The 20,553-nt window shown below is 65.3% G+C and carries 20 protein-coding genes; 14 read left to right on the top strand and 6 right to left on the bottom strand.

What is annotated here, in order from left to right:
* Nucleotides 1-45 precede the first annotated feature (45 nt).
* Nucleotides 46-1,176 (top strand): zinc-dependent alcohol dehydrogenase family protein, encoded by a 1,131-nt coding sequence (locus BN60_RS21455; protein ID WP_020698209.1) that lies wholly within the window; start codon nt 46-48, stop codon nt 1,174-1,176.
* 91 nt (nt 1,177-1,267) lie between these two features.
* Here the strand turns inward: BN60_RS21455 and BN60_RS21450 are convergent, their stop codons facing one another.
* The 6 genes from BN60_RS21450 to BN60_RS21425 are packed head-to-tail and all read right to left on the bottom strand — an operon-like array spanning nt 1,268 to nt 6,422.
* Nucleotides 1,268-2,107, bottom strand: coding sequence for a nitroreductase family protein (locus tag BN60_RS21450; protein ID WP_020698207.1), 840 nt, complete (start codon nt 2,105-2,107; stop codon nt 1,268-1,270).
* Nucleotides 2,079-3,347 (bottom strand): MFS transporter, encoded by a 1,269-nt coding sequence (locus tag BN60_RS21445; protein WP_020698206.1) that lies wholly within the window; start codon nt 3,345-3,347, stop codon nt 2,079-2,081. The genes BN60_RS21450 and BN60_RS21445 overlap by 29 nt, the downstream gene beginning before the upstream one ends.
* Nucleotides 3,331-4,173: a fumarylacetoacetate hydrolase family protein gene (locus BN60_RS21440; RefSeq protein WP_020698205.1), complete on the bottom strand. Its 843-nt coding sequence runs from the start codon at nt 4,171-4,173 to the stop codon at nt 3,331-3,333. The genes BN60_RS21445 and BN60_RS21440 overlap by 17 nt, the downstream gene beginning before the upstream one ends.
* Before the next feature lie 9 nt (nt 4,174-4,182).
* On the bottom strand, nt 4,183-4,929 hold the full coding sequence (locus tag BN60_RS21435) for an aspartate/glutamate racemase family protein (protein WP_020698204.1): 747 nt from the start codon (nt 4,927-4,929) through the stop codon (nt 4,183-4,185).
* A 3-nt stretch (nt 4,930-4,932) separates the two neighbouring features.
* On the bottom strand, nt 4,933-5,652 hold the full coding sequence (locus BN60_RS21430) for a DNA-3-methyladenine glycosylase I (protein WP_020698203.1): 720 nt from the start codon (nt 5,650-5,652) through the stop codon (nt 4,933-4,935).
* A gap of 5 nt (nt 5,653-5,657) precedes the next feature.
* Nucleotides 5,658-6,422 carry an alpha/beta fold hydrolase gene (locus BN60_RS21425; protein WP_020698202.1) on the bottom strand — a complete coding sequence of 255 codons (765 nt, stop codon included), beginning with the start codon at nt 6,420-6,422 and terminating at the stop codon, nt 5,658-5,660.
* Nucleotides 6,423-6,508: 86 nt separating this feature from the next.
* On the opposite strand from BN60_RS21425, the gene BN60_RS21420 reads away from it, so the two are divergent.
* The 13 genes from BN60_RS21420 to BN60_RS21360 all read left to right on the top strand — a co-directional run bounded on the left by BN60_RS21420 (nt 6,509) and on the right by BN60_RS21360 (nt 20,548).
* The gene (locus BN60_RS21420) at nt 6,509-8,767 is read left to right on the top strand and encodes an arylsulfatase (RefSeq protein ID WP_020698201.1); all 2,259 of its coding nucleotides are present in this window, start codon (nt 6,509-6,511) and stop codon (nt 8,765-8,767) included.
* Nucleotides 8,764-9,987, top strand: a complete 1,224-nt coding sequence (locus BN60_RS21415; protein ID WP_020698200.1) for an MFS transporter — start codon at nt 8,764-8,766, stop codon at nt 9,985-9,987. The genes BN60_RS21420 and BN60_RS21415 overlap by 4 nt, the downstream gene beginning before the upstream one ends.
* 24 nt (nt 9,988-10,011) lie before the next feature.
* Complete coding sequence (nthA, locus tag BN60_RS21410; protein ID WP_020698199.1) at nt 10,012-10,671, top strand: nitrile hydratase subunit alpha; 660 nt, start codon at nt 10,012-10,014, stop codon at nt 10,669-10,671.
* Nucleotides 10,668-11,327, top strand: a complete 660-nt coding sequence (nthB, locus tag BN60_RS21405) for a nitrile hydratase subunit beta (protein ID WP_020698198.1) — start codon at nt 10,668-10,670, stop codon at nt 11,325-11,327. Before nthA ends, nthB begins: the two co-directional genes overlap by 4 nt.
* Complete coding sequence (locus BN60_RS21400) at nt 11,317-11,661, top strand: nitrile hydratase accessory protein (protein ID WP_020698197.1); 345 nt, start codon at nt 11,317-11,319, stop codon at nt 11,659-11,661. Before nthB ends, BN60_RS21400 begins: the two co-directional genes overlap by 11 nt.
* Nucleotides 11,662-11,722: 61 nt before the next feature.
* Nucleotides 11,723-13,174 (top strand): amidase, encoded by a 1,452-nt coding sequence (locus BN60_RS21395; RefSeq protein ID WP_020698196.1) that lies wholly within the window; start codon nt 11,723-11,725, stop codon nt 13,172-13,174.
* Between the two features lie 50 nt (nt 13,175-13,224).
* Entirely contained in the window at nt 13,225-14,724 is a 1,500-nt protein-coding gene (locus tag BN60_RS21390) for an amidohydrolase family protein (RefSeq protein ID WP_020698195.1), read from the top strand.
* 72 nt (nt 14,725-14,796) lie between these two features.
* Nucleotides 14,797-15,813: a BMP family lipoprotein gene (locus BN60_RS21385; protein WP_043286340.1), complete on the top strand. Its 1,017-nt coding sequence runs from the start codon at nt 14,797-14,799 to the stop codon at nt 15,811-15,813.
* The gene (locus BN60_RS21380) at nt 15,801-17,330 is read left to right on the top strand and encodes an ABC transporter ATP-binding protein (protein WP_020698193.1); all 1,530 of its coding nucleotides are present in this window, start codon (nt 15,801-15,803) and stop codon (nt 17,328-17,330) included. Before BN60_RS21385 ends, BN60_RS21380 begins: the two co-directional genes overlap by 13 nt.
* Complete coding sequence (locus tag BN60_RS21375; RefSeq protein ID WP_043284197.1) at nt 17,327-18,439, top strand: ABC transporter permease; 1,113 nt, start codon at nt 17,327-17,329, stop codon at nt 18,437-18,439. The genes BN60_RS21380 and BN60_RS21375 overlap by 4 nt, the downstream gene beginning before the upstream one ends.
* Before the next feature lie 3 nt (nt 18,440-18,442).
* Nucleotides 18,443-19,363, top strand: a complete 921-nt coding sequence (locus BN60_RS21370; RefSeq protein WP_020698191.1) for an ABC transporter permease — start codon at nt 18,443-18,445, stop codon at nt 19,361-19,363.
* Nucleotides 19,314-19,760, top strand: coding sequence for a cytidine deaminase (locus tag BN60_RS21365; RefSeq protein ID WP_083856228.1), 447 nt, complete (start codon nt 19,314-19,316; stop codon nt 19,758-19,760). Before BN60_RS21370 ends, BN60_RS21365 begins: the two co-directional genes overlap by 50 nt.
* Complete coding sequence (locus BN60_RS21360) at nt 19,757-20,548, top strand: purine-nucleoside phosphorylase (protein ID WP_020698189.1); 792 nt, start codon at nt 19,757-19,759, stop codon at nt 20,546-20,548. The genes BN60_RS21365 and BN60_RS21360 overlap by 4 nt, the downstream gene beginning before the upstream one ends.
* Nucleotides 20,549-20,553: the final 5 nt, after the last annotated feature.

Here is a 20,553-nt window from a genome sequence, read left to right as displayed (position 1 = left end):
AAACGCACGGCGTCAACGATCGAAACCTGTCTTGGGAGAAACGCCATGAAGATGAAAGCCGGTGTCCTGACGGTCTGCGGCGCGCCGCGGCCGTTCGCCAAGAGCAAGCCTATTCATGTCATGGAGGTCGATCTCGATCCGCCCGGCGAGGGCGAGGTTCTGGTCAAGGTCGGCGGCGGCGGGCTCTGCCACTCCGACCTGTCGTTGATCAACGGCGACCGGCCGCGGCCGGTGCCGATCGTGTTGGGCCACGAGGGTTCGGGCGAGATCGTCGAGGTCGGCGCGGGCGTCCACGACGTCAAGAAGGGCGACCATGTCTGCTTCACCTTCAACGTGAGCTGCGGCCGCTGCCGGCGCTGCCTCGAAGGGCGGCCCTATATCTGCGAGCGTTCGATCAGTCCGCGCGCGGCGGGTCAGCTCCTGTCCGGCCATCACCGCCTGCACCATGACGGCAAGCCGGTGCACCATCACTCCGGCGTCTCCTGCTACGCCGAATACGCCGTGGTCGATCGCGGCTCGGTCGTGGTGATCGACAAGAGCCTGCCGCTCGACGTGGCGGCGCTCTTCGGGTGCGCCGTCGTGACCGGTGTCGGTGCAGTGATCAACACCGCCCAGATCCAGCCCGGCAGCACGGTCGCCATCGTCGGTCTGGGCGGCGTGGGCCTGAGTGGTCTGATGGGGGCAGTGCTTGCAGGCGCCGGTCGGATCGTCGCCATCGATCTGTCCGACGACAAGCTCGGCCTGGCGCGGCAGCTCGGCGCTACCGACACGGTGAACGCCAAGGATGCCGATCACGTCCAGCAGGTGCGTGACCTTACCAATGGCGGCGTCGACTATGCCTTCGATCTCGCCGGCACGATCAAGGCGATGGAGACGGCCTATCTCGTGACGCGCTGGGGCGGCACGACCGTAACGGCGGGCCTCTCGCCGATTGCGGCCGACTTCTCCTTCAAGCAGAGCATGCTGGTCAGCGAGGAGAAGACCATCAAGGGCTCCTACATGGGAAGCTGCGTGCCGGTGCGCGACATCCCGCGTTTCATCGCGCTCTACCAGCAGGGCAAGCTGCCGGTGGACCGCATGGTCAGCCAGCGGATCGGCTTCGACCAGCTCAACGAAGGCTTCGATCGCCTGCAGGATGTCGCGACGGTGCGTCAGGTGCTGGTGCCGCACGGATGAGCATGGCCGAGGCCGGCGGCAAGGCTGCCGGCTACGGCCCGGTGCTCGACTACCCCGCTTCCAAGCGGTCGGTGTTCTACGAAAAGGCGCTCTAGCGAATCTCGAAGCCGAGCTTGGCCAGGGAGGCGCGGATCGTCTCGCGGCCGTTCATCGACTTGAGAGGCGCCAGGCGGTTCAGCACGCGCTGGGTCCACGTTGCCGCCTGAAGTTCGTGACGCGCGGAAAACCGGCTCATTTCGGCATCGTACACCTTGCGCTGGGCCGCCTCGTTCGCGGCGTCGTAGCGCTCATGGTGCAATACGGTGCTCTGCGGCAGGCGTGGCTTGACCTCGCCGTCGCCCTTCTCCGTCGCGTAGCCGACACAGAGGCCGAACACCACGAACGATTGGTGCGGCAGGTCGAGCAGCTTCGCGACCCCGATCGGGTCGTTGCGCATGGCGCCGATATAGACCGTCCGCAGGCCGATCGACTGCGCAGCCACCACGGCGTTCTGCGCGGCAAGCGCTGCGTCGATGCAGGCGACCATGAAGGTTTCGAGCCAGGGCATCGTCTCGAAGGCGGTCTTCTCGGCATCCGAGATACGCTGGTTGCGCGACATGTCGGCGACCCAGGCGATGAAGAGTGGGCACTGCTCGATATGCTTCTGGCCGCCAGCGATCTCCGCCAGCACCTTCTTCTTCTCGGGGTCGGTGATCGCGACCGCCGACCACCATTGCATGTTCGAGCTGGTGGCGGCCGACTGGGCGGCGGCGATCAACGTCTCGAGCGTGCCTGGGGGCAACGGGTCGGGCTTGTAGCTGCGCACCGAACGGTGGTCGAGCATGACCGCGATGGTCTCGTTCCACGGTCCTGCCGGCGGGACGGCATCGGCGCCGTAGCGGCGGGTCAGGGCCTCGGTCGTATCAACGGGAGGAGGTGTCAGCGAATCCATGGGGCGTGCTCTGTGGTTTGGTGCGGGTGATGGCGGTCACCAAGGCCAGCAGGATGAAGCCCGCCACGATCATGAAGATGGCGCGCGGCTCATGCTGGTCCATCAGGAAGCCGAACAGCAGCGGCGCTACCATGCCGCCGAGGTTGAAGCCGGTGCTGACGAAACCGAAGACCTTGCCGAAGGAGCCAGGCGGCGTCACGGCGCGTACCATCATGTCGCGCGACGGCTGGATGATGCCGTTCAGCAGGCCGCCCACCGACATCAGGACGATCAGCGCAGCGGCCGGCATGTTCACCCAGGCCATCAGGACCGCCATGGTCGAGGTGCAGGCAAAGCCCACGGCGGCCACGCGCTCGTGGTGAGGTGTCCGGTCGGCGATGATGCCGCCCACCAGTACGCCGAAGGCGCTGCACAGCAGGAAGCCGGAGAGCGCCACGTTGGCGACCGAGAAGGGCGTGCCGTGGATTTCGCCCATGCCGACAACAGTGAAGGTCTGGATGCCGCCATTGGCCATGGCGAGGCAGAAGAAGAAGAGGAGGTTGCGCAGGACCGGCCCGCTCAGCAGCAGATCGAGGCCGACCTTGGCGCCGCCGCCTGCCGCCTGCTGGCCGGGCTTGTGCGAGATCCGCGGCAGGACGCTGCCAGCCACGATTAGCAGCATCGCCGTCGCAAAGGAGAGGCCCGCCGCGACCAAGAAGCCACCGCGCCAGCCCCAGATCGCGGCGCAAGCCAGCACCAGCGCCGGGGTGATGCCCGAACCAAGGTAGCCCGCGAACGTATGGATCGAGAAGGCTTTGCCGATCCGCCGGTGATCGATGGTGGCGGAGAGGATGGAGTAGTCGGCCGGGTGATAGACGGTGTTGGCCAGGCCCAAGAAGCCGTAGGCGATGACGAAGGTCCAGTAGCCCGGCAGCATGGCCGCCGCCGTAATGGCTGCCGTGCCCAGCAGCAGGCCGCCGGTCAGCATGGCGCGCGGGCCGATGCGGTCGACCATGAAGCCGGCCGGCGTCTGCAGGAGCGCCGACACGACATTGAAGGCCGTCAGCGCCAGGCCAATTTGGATGTAGCTGACGCCGAAGGCCTCGCGCACTTCGCCGAACAGCGGCGGCAGCAGCATGATGTGCACGTGGCTCACGAAATGCGCGATGGCGATCAGGGCGATGACCTTGATCTCGCGGCCACGCTCGCGGTCGGTGCCGACGCTCAACGGCACATCGAAAGGGTCACTCGTCGACGACATTGACGCTCAAAGTCCCGATGCCGGAAATTTCGACGTCGACCTTGTCGCCGGGCTTCATCCAGAGCGGCGGCTTGCGGCCGGTCCCGACACCGTCGGGGGTGCCGGTGGCGATGATGTCGCCCGGCTCCAGCCAGGTCACGGTCGAAAGATATTCGATGATGGTGGCGACATCGAAGATCATGTGATCGGTCGTGTCGTGCTGCACCACGGTGTCGTTGAGCCGCGTCGTGAGTTCCAGCCGCTGCGGATCGGTGATCACGTCGGTCGTGACCATCCAGGGGCCGAGAGGGCCGGTCGCGGGGAAGTTCTTGCCGGCCGTCACGGAATGCTTCTGGAAGTCGCGCACGCTGCCGTCGAGGAAGCAGGTGTAGCCCGCGATCACCGAAAGGGCGCTGGCGCGCGAGACATGGCGGCAGCGCTCGCCGATCACGATCGCCAGCTCGCCTTCGAAATCGAAGTCGATCGAGGCGCGCGGCCGCACGATGGCGCCGCCATGCGCCACGAGCGTACTGTGCAGGCGCGAGAAGACGCTGGGTTGGGCCGGCACTTGCCGGCCGACTTCGCCGACATGGCTTGCATAGTTGAGGCCGATGCAGAGGATCTTGTCGGGATCGGGAATGACCGGCAGCAGGTCCACCTCGCCGAAAGGCAGATCGGCCTTGGCATCCTTGGCCGCCGCCGCAAGCTCATCGAGTCCTTTGGCGGCAATGGCCGCGCGCAGGCTCGGCCAGCGTGCGCCGGTACGCTCGGAGAGATCGACAATGCCGCTATCGACGGCCGCGCCAAACTTGGATGTGCCTGCATGGCGAAAGCTGACCAGACGCATCAGATGACCCTAAGGCGATCCGAGCAGCTTCGAAAGACCTTTGGAAAGATTGACGCTCGGTACGGGGGCGGGAGCGGCAAGAATGCCGGCCGCTGCCTTAGTGGGTTTCTGCTGTGCGAGGCCTTCCGCCATGGAGATTGCACAAGCAACCCCATCGAGCAGAGGGGCATCGACCATGCCCATCAGCTTCGCGGCAAGGCCCGCCAGCCCGGCGCCTCCCAGGATCACGACGTCGGCGCCATCTTCGCGTACGCACGCCTTACAGCCTTTAGCTAACAATGCCATTGCGGCCTTCGGGTTGCGTGCGATGTCGGCGCCGGTCGGGGCGACGGTTCGTACCGATGCCAACCGCGAAGTGAGGCCGCGGCTCGCCACGAACTCTTCCAGCATCGACTTCCACCGTTCGCCTCCGGTCACGATGGAGAAGCGGCCGCCGAGCGCGCAGGCCTGCAAGACCGATGCGTCTGCCATGCCCACGACCGGGACCTTGCTCACTTCCTTGAGGGCGGCCAGACCGGGATCGCCGAAGCAGGCCAGCACGACGGCGTCCTTGCGCCCCTTGTCGTTGGCGAATGCGTCGAGCGCGGCGTGCCCCGCGATGGCGTAGGCGGCGCGGGACGCGATGTAGCGCGGCCCGAACGCGCCCGTGGCCGCGCGCAGGAGGGTATCCTTCGAGGCAAATTGCTGCGCCGTTTTCAGAACCAGATCGGTGATCGAGGCCGTGGTGTTGGGATTGATCAGCAATATCTCGACCACGGGCTACTCCTGCATCGCCTGCTTCAGACGCGCGGCGTCATGGTTCTCACCGATCGACATGGCGCAGATGCGGGAGATGTGGGTGAGCGGCAGGCCGGTTTCCTCGGCCCATTCGTTGATCTGCGCTTGGGCGAGCCTGAGATCCTTCTTGGAGGTGCCCTTGGCGCTGAGCGGCACGCCGCTGTCGCGCAGGCAGAGGATCAGGTCGTTGGTCAGGATGAAGGAATCGCGACCGAGAAAGCGCAGCAGGTACTGGCCGGAGAAGCCGCCCAGCCGCGAGCCGCGCTTGTCGAGGACTTCGAGCAGGCCGATCTGATCGTCCGCAGGCCAAGTCGCCAGGAATTTGCCGAAACTGCCATGCTCGGCCGCGATGTCGCTCACGAACTTCGCGTTCTCGCGCACCGACCTGATCTTTTGCGGATTGCGCACGATGCGCTTGTCCGACGCCAGCTTTTCCCAGAACTCAGCCGGCTGAAACAGCAGCCGCTTGCGGTTGAAGCCGAGGAAGGCCTCTTCGAAGCCCGGCCATTTCTTGTCGATGACGCTCCACACGAACCCCGCGGAGAAGACGCGGCGCGCCATTTCCGAGAGCACGCGATCGTCGCCGAGCTTGGCCAGGGCCTTGTTGTCTCGTGTCTTCGGCAAAAGCGTCGTCAGCACCTTCTCGCCGCCCTTGCGCTTGGCGGCACGTTCGCGAATGCGCTTGAACGGAACCTTTGCCATGGCGGCTACTCCAGCCAGCCGTCGAAGAAGTCGAAGACGCTGGCCTTGAACAGCGGATGGCCGATGCAAGAGAAATGATCGCATCCCGGCAGGGTGACCGCCCTGGCGCCGGGGATGGCATCGGCCAGAGCCTGCGGCGGGCCGGCGAGTTGGTCGCGCGCGCCGGCGACGACGAGAGTGGGGCGCCGGATTGCCATCAGAGTGTCACGTGTAATCGGCGTGCGATCGCCCCGCGAACAGGCGGCGAGGGCCAGACGATCCTCCTTCTGCTCATCCGCGAACTGGCGGAAGCTTCTCAGCATCGGATCGGCGATCTGATCCGGTGTTGCGGCTTCCATGGCAGCAGCCATCGCACCTTCCTCGCGCGGCGGATCGAATATCTTGCCGCCCACGCCTGCCACCACGAGATGGTCGATGCGGCCGGAGTCGGTGAGCGCTGCGGTCAAGGCGATGTGCGACCCCATGGAGAAACCGAGCAGGTGGGCGCGCTCGACGCCAGCATGGTCCATCAATGCAAATACATCGCGTGCCATCGCCTCGCGGCTGTACTGCGCAGGATCGTGCGGCTTGGCGCTCTCGCCATGGCCACGATTGTCCAGTGCAAAACCGCGCAGGCCCTTGGCGGCGATGGCGTCGTACCAGCCCATGCGCTTCCAGTTCTCGTAGCGATTCGCAGAGAAGCCGTGCACCAGCACGATCGCCCTGCGCGCGTCGGCTGGACCGAATTCGTCATAAGCGAGGGCAAGCCCGTCGGACGTGAAGTGAGCCATGACTTTCCCTAACCCGGGCCATGAATTGCGACAAGGTTGATCGCCGGATGTAAGTATCGGACAACCGATGAAACAAAGGGAAGCGCATGACGGGCGAAGGACAAGGCAAGATCGGCAAGACTGTTCAGGACTCCCAGCCCTATTGGCCGGAAGCACCCAAGCGGCCACTTGGCATTGGAGGCGATGGTGCCCCCAATATCCTGGTGATCCTGTTCGACGATGTCGGCTTCTCCGACTTCGGCTGCTATGGCTCGCCGATCGCCACGCCGGCCATCGACGCCATCGCCAAGCGCGGCCTGCGCTACACCGGCTTCCACACGACGGCGATGTGCTCGACCACGCGGGCGGCGCTGCTGACCGGACGCAACCATCACTCCGTCGGCGTCGGCTGCCTCGCCAACTTCGATTCGGGCTATCCCGGCTATCGCGGCAAGATCAGCCGCGAGGCCGGCACGATCGCCGAAATGCTGCGCCCGCACGGCTATCGCAACTACATGCTGGGCAAGTGGCACGTGACGCCGCTCACGGAATCGGGCGCGACTGGCCCGTTCGACGGCTGGCCGCTGGGGCGCGGCTTCGACCGCTTCTATGGCTTCATGGACGCCGAAACGGATCAGTACGCGCCGGAGCTGGTGCGCGACAACACGCCGGTCGATCCGCCGGGCACCTTCGCCACGGGCTACCACCTGACATCCGATCTCGTGGACCAGGCGATCCGCTACCTCGCCGACCATGTCGGCGACAATCCGGAAACGCCTTGGCTTACCTGGGTCGCCTTCGGCGCCTGTCATGCGCCGCACCAGGCGCCGTTCAACATGATCTCGAAGTACGACTCGGTTTTTGCCGAAGGCTGGGATGTCGAGCGTGAGAAGCGTCTCGCGCGACAGATCGAGATGGGTATCGTCCCCAAGACGACGCAACTGCCGCCGCGCAACGATTCGGTGCGTCCGTGGGCCGAGATTGCGGAACCCGAACGGCGCATGTTCACGCGCCTGCAGTCCGCTTATGCTGCCATGCTGGAACATGCCGACCAGCATATCGGCCGGCTGATGCAGTTCCTCGAGACCGCAGGCCAGCTCGAAAACACGCTGGTGATCGTCATGTCGGACAACGGTGCCAGCCAGGAAGGCGGCCCGTTCGGCATGATCAATGCCATGGGTCCCTACAATCTCCGGCGCGAGTCGCTGGACGAAAAGATCGCCCGCATCGACGATATCGGCGGTCCCGATACGCATTCCAACTTCCCCTGGGGCTGGGCGATGGCGGCCAACACGCCGTTGCGTCGCTACAAACAGAATACCCACGGCGGTGGTATCCGCGATCCGCTGGTCATGGCCTGGGACAAGGGTGTCGCCGCGCGGGGCGAACTGCGGCACCAGTTCTGCCACGCCAGCGACCTCGTGCCGACCTTGCTCGACGTCGTGGGCATCAAGCCGCCGAAGGTGATCAACGGTGTGAAGCAGATGCCGCTCGAAGGTACCTCGTTTGCGCCGAGCCTGGCCAATGCCAAGGCGCGCTCCAAGTCCAAGGCGCAGTATTTCGAGATGTTCGGCCATCGCGGCCTGGTCCAAGGCGGCTGGAAGGCGGTGTCCTACCATCCGCCGGGCTCGGACTTCGCCAACGACAAGTGGGAGCTCTACAACCTCGTGCGCGACTTCAACGAGGTCGACGATCTTGCCGAGAAGGAGCCGGAGCGGCTCAAGGCGATGATCGAGGAATGGTGGCGGCAGGCCGAGCGCAGCAAGGTGTTGCCGCTCGACGACCGCTTTGCGCCGCGCTTCGCCGACAATGCCAAGCGCTTCCACGGACCACGCAACCGCTTCGTCTTCCATGCCGGCATGGGGCATGTGCCGACGGATGTGGCGCCCGACGTGCGCAACCGCACCTACACGATCGAGGCCGACGCCCATGTCGATGGCCCGACCACCGAGGGCGTGCTGATCGCACACGGCGACGCCACGACCGGCTATTCGCTCTACATGAAGGATGGCCGGCTCACCTACGACATGAACATCGGCGGCGAGCACCACCTGATCGTTTCCGACCGGCCGGTGCCGGCGGGCAACCGGCGGCTCGGCGTGCGCATGCGGCGCAATCAGGGCCGCAACCTCGCGACCCTGCTGATCGACGGCGAACCGGCCGGCGGCTTCGATACCCAGAACGGCTTCGTGAGCTTCATCTCCTGGTCGGGGCTCGATATCGGCCGCGACCGCTCCAGCCCGGTGTCGCACTACGAAGCGCCATTCGCCTTCACCGGCAAGCTGCGCAAGGTGACCGTGTTGATGGACGACGACCAGGCGCTCGACCCGGTCGCAGCGGCAACGGCGGCGCTGGCGCGCGAGTGAGCACTACGCCCAATCGGTCGGGCATCGACGGGCCATACGCCTGGCGTCTGGCGCTGGTGTCGATGCTCTGCATCGCGTTGGGCGGTGGCGGCATCTATCTGCCGATGGTCGGGTTGAAGGAGATGGCGGCCGATTTCGGCGACCAGCGGGCCGTGCCGTCCTTCGCCTACATGGTCGGCTTCTTCGGCATGGGCGTGGGCGGCGTCTTCATGGGCTGGCTGGCGGATCGCACCAGCCCGCGCGTGCCGCTGGTGATCGCCGGCATCTCGATTGCCATCGGCGGTTTTGCCGCCTCGCGCGGCGGCGAGATCGCGCTCTATGCCGGCTATGCGGTCCTGCTGGGCTTCTTCGGCAATGCCGGCACCTTCACACCGGCGATGAACAATGTGCAGGGCTGGTTCGATAAGCGCCGCAACATCGCCGTCGCCATCATCTCCGTCGGCCCCGCCATTGCGGGGTCGGTGTGGCCGCAGATCTACCGCTTGCTGCTGCCCGAGATCGGCTGGCGCGACACGCTGGTCGTCTACGGCCTGTCGGCGGGGATCCTGCTACTGCTGGGCGCGCTCTACGTGCGGCCGGCGCCGATCCTGCGCGGGCCCGGTGGCCGCCGGCGCGAGGAAAAGGTTCCCCTGCCGTTGCCCTCGTCGGCGATCATGACCTTGCTGTCGGCGGCCGGCTTCTGCTGCTGCGCGGCCATGGCTATTCCTTTCGTGCATATGGTGGCCTTCTGTGGCGACCTCGGCTATCCGGCGGCGCGCGGCACGGAGGCGGTATCGCTGGTTCTGCTCTCGGCCATCGTCGCCACCTTCGTGATGGCGCGCCTTGCAGACCGCATCGGGCCGCTGCCCGTCAGCCTGCTCTGTTCGGTAATCCAGATCGGCTCGCTGGTCGGCTTCCTCTATGCCCGCGACATCACGAGTATTTACGCCTTGTCGCTGCTGCACGGCATTCCGTTCATCGCCATCGTGCAGGGTTACGCGCTGAACCTGCGCTTCCTCTACGGGCCGACCATCGCCGGCTGGCGGTTGGGCGTGGTGATGCTGTTCGCCATGGCCGGCATGGCGGCAGGCGGCTGGCTGGGCGGTACGATCTTCGATGCCACGCTTTCCTATCAGTCTGCCTTCCAGGCAGCACTCGCCTTCAATCTGCTGAATCTGATGCTGCTGGGCATTCTGTATTTCGCCCAGCGCCGGCGGACAGGCGCGGCGATCCCGGTGTAGGCTTCCGCGTCGCGAGGAGTTGCCATGAGCCACGATCACGAACATGACCACGATCACAGCCATGATCACAGGCACGATCATGGGCAGGATGTTCCGTCGGATACGGCACTCAGAGTAAAGGCGCTGGAATCGCTCCTGATCGAGAAAGGCCTTGTCGATCCCGCCGCACTGGATGCGATCGTCGACACCTACGAGAACAAGATCGGCCCGCGCAATGGCGCCCGTATCGTCGCCCGCGCCTGGACCGACCCCGACTACAAGGCCCGCTTGATGGGCGACGCGACTGCCGCCATCGCCGAGATGGGCTATACCGGCGCGCAAGGCGAGCACATGGTGGTCGTCGAGAACACGCCAGAAGTGCACAACCTCGTCGTCTGTACCCTGTGCTCCTGCTATCCGTGGCCGGTGCTCGGGCTGCCGCCGGTCTGGTACAAATCTTCGGCCTATCGTTCGCGCGCGGTGATCGAACCCCGCCGCGTCCTGAGTGAATTCGGCGTGACCGTGGCAGACGATGTTGCGGTCCGAGTCTGGGATTCGACCGCCGAAATTCGTTATCTGGTTTTGCCCGAGCGGCCTGCCGGCACCGACGGCATGGATGCCGAGGCGCTGGCCGCGCTGGTGACACGCGACGCGATGGTCGGCGTCGCCAAAGTGGCAAGCCCGGCCGCGAAGGAGGGCGCATGAACGGCGTTCACGACATGGGCGGCATGCACGGCTTTGGCCCCGTCAAGGCCGAAGCTGGCGAGCCCGTCTTCCACGCACCATGGGAAGGCCGCGTATTGGCATTGCGGCGTGCCGCCGGCGCCTGGCGACGGTGGAACATCGATGCGGGCCGTCACAGCATCGAACAGCTGCCGCCGGCCGACTATCTGCGCATGACCTATTACGAGAAGTGGTTTGCATCTTGCATCAGGCTGCTGCTCGATGCGGGCCTCGTTACCCCGCAGGAATTGGCAACGGGAAAGCGCGATCCGACATCGCCTGTCGCCACGCCACCCCTGACGGCGGACAAGGTGCCGGTGGCAATCGCCGCCGGTGGTCCGACCTTGCGGCAGACCTCGGCCAAGCCGCGCTTTGCCGACGGCGCGACCGTCCGCCCCCGCAACATCAATCCGACCGGCCACACGCGGCTGCCGCGCTATGTGCGTGGGCGGGAAGGGGTGATCGAGTGTCACCACGGCGCTCACGTCTTTCCCGATTCCAATGCCCGCTTCGAAGGCGAAAACCCGCAATATCTCTACACGGTGCGCTTCGCCGCCCGCGAACTGTGGGGCGACAGTGCCCATGCGTCGGACACCGTCCATCTCGATCTGTGGGAAGACTATCTCGATGCAGCATGAGCGTGTCACGGCGCTGCCCGGCCTTCCTGTTGACGCGGACGGGCCGGTCTTTGCCGAGCCCTGGCAGGCACAGGCCTTCGCGCTGACCTTGAAGCTTTGCGACGCTGGCCATTTCACCTGGGCGGAGTGGGTAGAGACCCTATCGGCCGTATTGCAAGAGGCGCCACCCGATGACGGTTCGGGCTACTACGCCCGCTGGCTCGCGGCTCTCGAACGCCTGTGCGTTAGGAGATCGCTGACCGAACCGCGGGAGCTCGACGAGCGGGCTCATGCCTGGGCAGAAGCCTATCGTACGACACCGCATGGCCAGTCGGTGGAGTTGAAGCAAGGTTAGATGTGGGCGTCGGTCAGCGTTCGGTCGGTGCTGGCACACGCCGCAGCCGAGGAGGAACACGATGAGTAGCGAACTGTGGCGTCTGAGCGCCGTTGAGGCCGTGCACCGGCTGAAGAAGAAGGAGATCACGCCGCTCGATCTGATCGATGCCTCGGCGCAGCGCATTTCCGAGGTCGAGCCGGCGCTGAATGCGCTGCCGACGCTCTGCCTCGATCGCGCCCGCGATCACGCTAAGCGGATCATGGCCGGTAAGGCCAACGAGGCCGAAGGCGAAGCGGGATGGCTGGCCGGCCTGCCGGTCTCGATCAAGGACCTGACGGATGTCGCCGGCGTGCGGACCACCTACGGCTCGCCGATCTTCGCCAATCACGTACCTGCCAAGTCCCATCCGCTGGTCGAGCGGATCGAGCGCAAAGGCGGCATCGTCGTCGCCAAGTCGAATACCCCGGAATTCGGCGCGGGTGGCAGCACCTTCAACGAAGTTTTCGGCCGCACGCGCAATCCCTGGAACACGTCGCTGACCTGCGGCGGCTCGACGGGCGGCGGGTCGGTTTCGGTCGCGGCCGGCGAGGTCTGGCTGGCACACGGTTCCGACCATGGCGGATCGCTGCGGCGTCCCGGAACCTACTGCTCGACGGTGGGGCTGCGGCCTTCGGCCGGCCGTGTGACGCGCGGCACCTCGAACAATCTCTATTCGCCGCAGTCGGTGCAGGGGCCGATGGCCCGCAACGTACCTGACCTCGCTCTGTTTCTCGACACAATGGCCGGCTTCTGTCCGCACGATGCCATGACCTTCGATGCGCCGGCCGTTTCGTTCAGCGCCGCGGTCGCCAAGCCCGTGATGCCGAAGCGAGTCGCCTTCAGTGCCGACTTCGGTGGCCGGTTCGAGCTCGATCACGAGATTCGCGAGATCTGCACCAGGATGGCCCGCCGCTTCGAGGAGCTTGGCTGCATCGTCGAGGAAGTATCTCCCGACTTCGGGCCGGTCGACGACGTGTTCATGGCGCTGCGTAGCCAGCAGTTCGTCGTCGATCGCGAGCAACAGATCGAGCAGCATCGCGACCTGATCAAGCCGGATATCATCTGGAACACCGAGCTTGGCCTGAAGCAGACGGCGAGCCGGCTGGCCTGGGCGGAACGCGAACGCGCGGCTCTGTATCGGCGCATGAATGCGTTCTTCCAGACATACGACCTGTTCGTGACGCCCGGGGCGCCGACTGCGGCTTTCGACGTCAATCTGCGGGCGCCCGAAACCATCGCCGGCAAGAAGCTCGAGAACTACATGGCGGGCTCGACGTTGAACTCGGCCATCACCGTGACCGGCAGCCCGGCTTTGGCCGTGCCGTGCGGCTTCGATCAGTTCGGCCGGCCGGTCGGCCTGCAACTCGTGGGCAAGCCACGGGGAGAGGCGGCATTGCTGCAGGCTGGAGCTCTCTACGAAAAGCTCGTGGGTCTCGACCGTCTGCTGCCCATCGATCCCAAGCCCGGTACCGTGCCGCCTCCGCAAAGTTGAGATAGGCTCGCGTCGGACGCCAGCTCTTCCCTGTAGCTTCGAGGATTGCCATGGGTCTGTTGAGCGACGAGGAACGCAGCCGACTTGCGCCCGCCAGCCTGGCGGGTGGTACGACACCGGTGCCGACCCAGGTCGTGTCGAGTGACGAATTTCTGCCGATCGCTCGAACCGAGCGGCAGAAGCAGGTCGAAGCGCGCATGAACGCACTGGGCGACGACTATGGCCGTCGTAACGGCCTGTCGCGTCGGCGTTTCTTTCAGACCGCCGCCGGCATGGCGACAGCTTTCGTCGCGATGAACGAGGTCTACGGGCCGCTCTATGGCGCCGCACCGGCGGAAGCCAAAAGCGTCGATCTCGCGCAGGCGCGCGCTGACGGCCTGAAAGACCAGTTCGTCATGGACGTGCATACGCACTTCCTGCGCGACGATACGCGGCTCGAAGGATTCGTGCGCGGGCGCGAGGCGGTCGGCAAGGCCGGCTGGAATCCGAGACTGGTCGGCAAGCCGCAGACCATCGACGACCTCAAGTATCCCAACTGGTTCAAGGAAATCTATCTCGACAGCGACACCAAGGTCGCCCTGATCAGCGGCTCGGCATCGGAAGATCCACGCGACTGGTTCCTGACCAACGAGATGAAGGCCGACGCCCGTGAGAAGGTGAATCGTGAAGCCGGCTCCAGGCGTCTCCTGTCGCATGCCATCTTTACGCCGGGGTACGACGGCTGGATGGATGAGGTGGACAAGTGCATCGCCACGCTCAAGCCGGACTCGTGGAAGGGCTATACGGTCGGCGACAACACCAACAAGGATCTGGCGCGTCATCCTTGGCGCATGGACGACGAGAAACTCGTCTATCCCTTCTACGAGAAGATCGTGAAGGCGGGTTACGACATCGTCTGCGTGCACAAAGGCCTCTATCCACCCTCGGTCGCGCAACGCTGGCCGCATCTGACGCCCTACGCGACTGTCGACGATGTCGGCAAGGCGGCAAAGGACTGGCCGCAGATCCGCTTCGTCGTTTATCACTCGGCCTTCCGCTGGACGGGTGCGCCGGGTGCTGCGGCGGGTGGTTACGACCAGTTCGAGAAGACCGGCCGGGTCGAGTGGACCAGCGACCTTGCCGAGATTCCGGCCAAGTACGGCGTCAGCAACGTCTATGCCGATCTCGGCCAGATATTTGCGCAGACCACGGTGACTGAGCCGCGTCTTTGTGCGGCACTGATGGGTATGCTGGTGAAGGGCCTGGGGGCCGATCACATCGTATGGGGCACCGATGCGGTGTGGACAGGGGCGCCACAGTGGCAGATCGAGGCCCTGCGCCGACTCGAAATCCCCGAGGACATGCAAAAGAAGTTCGGCTATGCGCCGCTCGGACCGGCCGACGGGCCGGTGAAGCGGGCCATCTTCGGGGAGAACTCGGCGAAGATGTATCGCTACGACATCAAGAAGGCGGCGTGGCGGGACGATCGCTTTGCGGCTGTCAAGTCGCACTACGAGCGCGTAGGCCGCGATCCTTCGAACCTAAGGTACGGGTTCGTCGTTCCAGGCTGATTGTACTGCGGAGCCGTGCCTAGACCCGGCGCGCGCCGCAGTCCAAGATTGGCCGAGAACAAGGGAGCCGTCATGAAACGCTGGGTCGGACCGCTAATTGCGGTCTTTGCAGTCGTTTGCCTGGGATTATTGGCGCCTGCACAGGCGCAGACCCGGGCCACGATCAAGCCCGCTATCGTCTTCAGCACCGGAGGGAAATTCGACAAGTCTTTCAATGAAGGGGTCTGGCAGGGTGCCGAGCGTTTCAAGAAGGATACCGGCATCGCCGTCGCCGAGTTCGAGCCCAGCAACGAAACGCAATTCGAGCAGGCGCTGCGCCGCTTCGCCCAGCGGGGCCAGGACCCGATCATCGCCGTCGGGTTTGCCCAGGCCGTAGCGCTGCAGAAGGTCGCCAAGGAGTTTCCCAACATCCACTTCACGATCATCGACAGCGTGGTGAACCTGCCCAACGTGCAGTCCGTCGTGTTTCGCGAACAGGAAGGCTCGTTTCTGGTCGGCGTGCTGGCGGCGCTCGCCTCCAAGACCGGCAAGATCGGCTTTGTCGGCGGCATGGACATTCCGCTTGTGCGGCGTTTCCAGTGCGGCTTCGAGCAGGGCATCAAATATGCCAATCCCAACGCCGAACTGATCACGAACATGACGGGCACGACGCCCGCCGCGTGGAACGATCCCGGCCGTGGTGCCGAGCTCGCCCGCGGCCAGATCGACCGCGGCGTCGACGTCGTCTATGCCGCGGCCGGCAGCACCGGGCTCGGCATCCTCCAGGCGACCAAGGATCGCGGCAAGCTCGGCATCGGCGTCGATTCCAACCAGAACCATCTGCATCCCGGCAACATGCTGACCTCGATGCTGAAGCGCGTCGATGTAGCAACCTATGAGAGCTTCAAGGCGGCCCAGGACCATCAATGGAAGGGCGGTACGCAGGTGTTGGGCCTCAAGGAAGGCGGGGTCGATTGGGCGCTCGACAAGGACAACGAGAGCCTCGTGACACCGGAAATGAAGGCCAAGGTCGAAGCCGCCAAGGCCGATATCATCTCGGGCAAGATCGTCGTGCACGATTATATGAGCAACAATTCGTGCAATCGCTGACGGCTGCCGCTGCAGCCATCGAACTCAGAGGCATAGACAAGTCGTTCGGCGCCGTGCACGCCGTGCGCAGTGTTTCGCTTGCCGTCCCACAGGGCAGCATCACCGGGATTGTCGGCGAAAACGGCGCCGGCAAGTCGACCCTGATGAGCATTCTCTATGGGCTCTATCGCGCCGATGCCGGTCAGATTCTGATCGATGGCCACCCCGTCGACATGGCCAGCCCGCGCGATGCCATCGCCCATGGCATCGGCATGGTTCACCAGCACTTCATGCTGGTCGACACCTTCACCGTGCTGGAGAACCTGGTGCTGGGGGCCGAAGGCGGCCCCTTGCTGGCCGGGGGCTTCGCGGCAGCGCGTGCCGAGCTGGCGAGGCTGGGTCGGGAATATGGCCTCACCGTCGATCCCGATGCGCGCGTGGCCGATCTTTCGGTGGGCGAGCAACAGCGGGTCGAGATTCTGAAAGTCCTCTTCCGCGGCGCACGCACGCTGATCCTGGACGAGCCCAGCGCCGTGCTGACGCCACAGGAGACCGACCGGCTGTTCGAGATCCTGAAGAGCCTGCGTGCCCGCGGTGTCACGGTGCTTCTGATCACCCACAAGCTGCGCGAGATCATGGCCGTCGCCGACCGGGTGATCGTCATGCGCCAGGGCGAGGTCGTGGCCGAGCGGCGGACGGGCGAAACCAGTACCGGCGAACTCGCGGAGCTGATGGTTGGTCGCAAGATCCGGCTGGATCTCGACAAGGCGCCGGCCGTGCGTGGGCAGACGATGCTGGCGGCGCGCGACCTCTCGCTGGTCGACCGTCGCGGTGTGCGCCTGCTCGATGGCATCGACCTCGATCTGCGCGCCGGCGAGATCGTCGGCATCGCCGGTGTCTCGGGAAATGGCCAGACGGAGCTGCTGCAGGTCCTGTCCGGCATCCGGCCACTGACGGCAGGTCACCTCGAAGTCTGCGGTCGGATAATCGATGCGGCGCATCCCATCGATCCGGCAGAGATGCGCGCGCTCGGCCTCGCCCATGTTCCGGAGGATCGCCTGCGGCAGGGGCTGGTCGCTGCATTCGAGGCATCGGAGAGCGCGATCCTGGGGTATCAGGACCAGCCACCCTATTGTCACAACCATTTGCTCGACGTGCCGGCCGTGGACAAGCACTGCGCCGAGTTGATGCGGCGCTTCGATGTGCGGCCACAGACGCCGGGGTTGCGTTCGTCGCACTTCTCCGGCGGCAATCAGCAGAAGCTGATCCTGGCGCGCGAGATGTCGCGAATGCCCAAGGTGCTGCTGGTGGGCCAGCCGACGCGCGGCGTCGATATCGGCGCCATCGAGTTCATCCATCGCGAATTGGTGAAAAGCCGCGACGCAGGCTGCGCGATTCTGGTCGTGTCGGTCGAACTCGAAGAAATCCTGTCGCTGGCCGATCGCATCCTGGTGATGTCGGGAGGCCGGATTGTCGGCGGAGTCGCGGCGGATCAGGCCGATGAACGGACGCTCGGCCGCATGATGGCCGACGCATGAGCCTCGTCGTCCCGAGGTCCGCTCGTCGGCCGTTGCCGCGCTGGGTCGAAATCGCCGTATTGCCGCTGGTCAATGTCGCGCTGGCCTTTTTTGTCGTCGGCATCATCGCGCGTATCATCGGCGTCGAACCCTTCGATGCGCTGAAGCTCTTGCTGGTTGGCGCCTTTGGCTCTTCGGAGTCGATCGGCTACACGCTCTACTACGCCACCAATTTCATCTTCACCGGCCTTGCCGTGGCGATCGCCTTCCACGCCGGCTTGTTCAACATCGGCGGCGAGGGCCAAGCCTACATCGGAGGTCTGGGCTGCGGTCTTGCCGTGCTGGCGCTCGACAGCTACCTGCCGGGCCCGCTGTTGATCCTCCTCGCCATCGTGGCTGCAGCGGCTTTCGGTGCGGCCTGGGCGGCGGTGCCGGCCTGGATGCAGGCCTGGCGTGGCAGCCACATCGTCATTACCACCATCATGTTCAACTTCGTTGCGTCGGCGCTGATGGTCTACCTGCTGGTAAACGTCTTGATCGCGCCGGGCTCGATGACCGCGCAGAGTCGCGGCTTCGCCGACTCGGCATCGTTGCCGTCGATGCAGGCGGTGCTGGAGTCGATTAGTATCGCGGTGGCGCCGTCCGCGCTCAATCTCGCCTTCGTCCTGGCCCTGCTCAGCAGCATTGCCGTCTGGGTTTTTCTGTGGCGCACGAGCTGGGGCTACGCCTTGCGAACCATGGGCCACAATGCCGAGGCGGCGATCTATGCCGGCACCAGCATCCGGCGCATGACCATGCTGGCCATGTGCCTGTCCGGCGCCCTGGCGGGCGGTGTCGCAGTCAACGAGCTGCTGGGCGTGCACCACCGCATCGTGCTCGACTTTCCGGCGGGTTACGGCTTCGCCGGCATCGCCGTGGCGTTGATGGGGCGCAGCCACCCCTTGGGCATCGTGCTGGCCGCCCTCCTGTTCGGCGCCCTGCAACAGGGCGGTGCAGAGCTTTCCTTCGAGATTCCCGCCATGACCCGCGAGATGGTCGTGGTGATACAGGGACTGGTCATCCTGTTCTGCGGCGCCCTGGCCCATCTGCCGCGGCCCTGGCTGCAGGCGCTGTTCGGGCGCCGGGGCTGAGTGATGGAGGAAGTACTCACCTTCGTCACCCTGACCCTCGCGGCGACCTTGCGCGTGGCGACGCCCCTGGTGCTCTGCGCCATGGGTGGTTTGTTCTCGGAGAAGAGCGGCGTCATCGATGTCGGGCTCGAAGGCAAGATGCTGATGGCGGCCTTCTTCGCGGCCGCGACGGCATCGCTCACCGGCTCGGCCTGGGCGGGCGTCGCTGCCGCCATCGTTGCGGCGGAGGCGCTGGCTTTACTGCATGGCTTTGCCTGCATCACCCATCGCGGCAACCAGGTCGTGAGCGGCATCGCCCTCAACATATTGGCGGCGGGTCTGACCGTGGTGCTGGGAACGGCCTGGTTCGCGCGTGGCGGCCAGACGCCGCCGTTGAACGACGGCGAGCGTCTAAAGCCGATCTTCTTCCCCGTGGCTGGCGACAATGTACTGGTCTACGCGGCGCTATTGTCGGTGCCGTTCACCTGGTGGCTGATCGCTCGCACACGGTTTGGACTTCGGCTTCGGGCCGTCGGCGAGATGCCCCTGGCAGTCGATGCGGCCGGCGTTTCGGTCACCTGGCTGCGGTATCGCGCCGTCCTCCTGTGCGGCCTGTTTGCGGGTCTTGCCGGGGCCTATCTCTCGATTGCACAGAATGCCGGCTTCAGCCGCGACATGACGGCAGGGCAGGGCTTCATCGCGCTGGCCGCCATCATCTTCGGCAAATGGCGGCCGTTCCCGGCCTTCGGCGCCTGTCTGGTCTTTGGCCTGCTCGATGCCGTCGCCATCCGCCTGCAGGGCGTGAAGGCGCCTGGCATCGGCGAAGTTCCTGTGCAACTGATCCAGGCCTTGCCCTATCTTCTCACCCTGTTCTTGTTAGCCGGCTTCATCGGCAATGCCGTGGCGCCCAAGGCGGCCGGCGTGCCCTACGAGAAGGAGCATTGAGGTGGACGATCTGCTCCATGTCGCGCAACGCATGATGCTTCACGCCCATGCGCCCTACTCGAAGTTCCACGTAGGGGCTGCGCTGCGTGCCGAGGACGGCTCGATCCACGGCGGCTGCAATGTCGAGAATGCCGCCTACCCACAAGGGATCTGCGCCGAGGCCGGCGCCATCGCCGCCCTCGTCGCGGCAGGCCACAAGCGCATCCTGGAATGTGTCGTGGTGGGCCCGGGCCCCGAGACCATCACGCCCTGTGGGGGCTGCCGCCAGAAGCTGCGCGAGTTTGCAGCCGACGATACGCCGATCCACCTCTGTGGTCCCGATGGGCTGCATCGCACGGTAACCTTGGGACAGCTCTTGCCGATGTCGTTCGGTCCACATCACGTCGGTCGGCCATGATCGACGCCATTACGCGGGTTGCGCCCGGCTTCAAACCGAAAGTCGCTGTGATCCTGGGTTCCGGCCTGGGCAGCTTCGTCGAGGACGTGAAGCAGGTCGCTGCCCTTCCTTATGCCGATCTGCCGGGATTTCCGCTGACCACGGTCGGCAGCCATGCCGGCCGTCTGGTCCTGGGACATGTCGGGCCGACCCCGATCGCCGTTTTGCAGGGGCGCGCGCATTATTACGAGCGTGGCAGAGCCGATGAAATGGGGGGCGCGATTCGTGCCATTGCCGATCTCGGCTGCGAAACGCTGGTGCAGACCAATGCCGCGGGCAGTCTGCGGCTCGACATGCCCCCCGGATCGGTAATGGCGATCAGCGATCACATCAACTTCGCCGGCGTCAATCCGCTGTTCGGCGTCGGGCCGGGCGACAGCCGCTTCGTCGATATGGTCGATGCTTACGATCCGGCCCTGCTCAAGAAACTGCTGGCAGCGGCTCGCCAAGCCAACGTGACCTGCCACGACGGCGTCTACATCTTCTTCAGCGGGCCGAGCTTCGAGACGCCTGCGGAAATTCGCGCCGCCCGCGTGCTGGGCGCCGACGCTGTCGGCATGTCGACGGCACCCGAGACGATCCTGGCGCGCCATGCCGGCCTCAAGGTCGTGGCCCTGTCGCTGATGACCAACTATGCCGCCGGCCTCGTGCCCGGTGTGCTGGGTCACGAGCAGACGCTTGCCGTGGCGGGTGCGGCGTCCGGTAATGTGCGCCGGCTACTACGCACCTTCCTGGAGCATTACGGCTAGGCGCC

The organism is Reyranella massiliensis 521, assembly GCF_000312425.1.
In the GTDB taxonomy this organism is placed as follows: Bacteria; Pseudomonadota; Alphaproteobacteria; order Reyranellales; family Reyranellaceae; genus Reyranella; species Reyranella massiliensis.
Note: the sequence above shows the minus strand (reverse complement) of the source record. Positions and strands in the feature narration are given on the sequence as shown.

Excerpts from the sequence above, each read along its gene's own strand:
- BN60_RS21450 (WP_020698207.1), bottom strand. The coding sequence starts at position 2,107 with ATGGATTCGCTGACACCTCCTCCCGTTGATACGACCGAGGCCCTGACC.
- BN60_RS21430 (WP_020698203.1), bottom strand. The coding sequence starts at position 5,652 with ATGGCAAAGGTTCCGTTCAAGCGCATTCGCGAACGTGCCGCCAAGCGC.
- BN60_RS21375 (WP_043284197.1), top strand. The coding sequence starts at position 17,327 with ATGAGCCTCGTCGTCCCGAGGTCCGCTCGTCGGCCGTTGCCGCGCTGG.
- BN60_RS21365 (WP_083856228.1), top strand. The coding sequence starts at position 19,314 with ATGCCGTGGCGCCCAAGGCGGCCGGCGTGCCCTACGAGAAGGAGCATT.
- BN60_RS21370 (WP_020698191.1), top strand. The coding sequence starts at position 18,443 with ATGGAGGAAGTACTCACCTTCGTCACCCTGACCCTCGCGGCGACCTTG.
- BN60_RS21360 (WP_020698189.1), top strand. The coding sequence starts at position 19,757 with ATGATCGACGCCATTACGCGGGTTGCGCCCGGCTTCAAACCGAAAGTC.
- nthB (WP_020698198.1), top strand. The coding sequence starts at position 10,668 with ATGAACGGCGTTCACGACATGGGCGGCATGCACGGCTTTGGCCCCGTC.
- nthA (WP_020698199.1), top strand. The coding sequence starts at position 10,012 with ATGAGCCACGATCACGAACATGACCACGATCACAGCCATGATCACAGG.
- BN60_RS21455 (WP_020698209.1), top strand. The coding sequence starts at position 46 with ATGAAGATGAAAGCCGGTGTCCTGACGGTCTGCGGCGCGCCGCGGCCG.
- BN60_RS21420 (WP_020698201.1), top strand. The coding sequence starts at position 6,509 with ATGACGGGCGAAGGACAAGGCAAGATCGGCAAGACTGTTCAGGACTCC.
- BN60_RS21425 (WP_020698202.1), bottom strand. The coding sequence starts at position 6,422 with ATGGCTCACTTCACGTCCGACGGGCTTGCCCTCGCTTATGACGAATTC.
- BN60_RS21385 (WP_043286340.1), top strand. The coding sequence starts at position 14,797 with ATGAAACGCTGGGTCGGACCGCTAATTGCGGTCTTTGCAGTCGTTTGC.
- BN60_RS21395 (WP_020698196.1), top strand. The coding sequence starts at position 11,723 with ATGAGTAGCGAACTGTGGCGTCTGAGCGCCGTTGAGGCCGTGCACCGG.
- BN60_RS21400 (WP_020698197.1), top strand. The coding sequence starts at position 11,317 with ATGCAGCATGAGCGTGTCACGGCGCTGCCCGGCCTTCCTGTTGACGCG.
- BN60_RS21390 (WP_020698195.1), top strand. The coding sequence starts at position 13,225 with ATGGGTCTGTTGAGCGACGAGGAACGCAGCCGACTTGCGCCCGCCAGC.
- BN60_RS21445 (WP_020698206.1), bottom strand. The coding sequence starts at position 3,347 with ATGTCGTCGACGAGTGACCCTTTCGATGTGCCGTTGAGCGTCGGCACC.
- BN60_RS21440 (WP_020698205.1), bottom strand. The coding sequence starts at position 4,173 with ATGCGTCTGGTCAGCTTTCGCCATGCAGGCACATCCAAGTTTGGCGCG.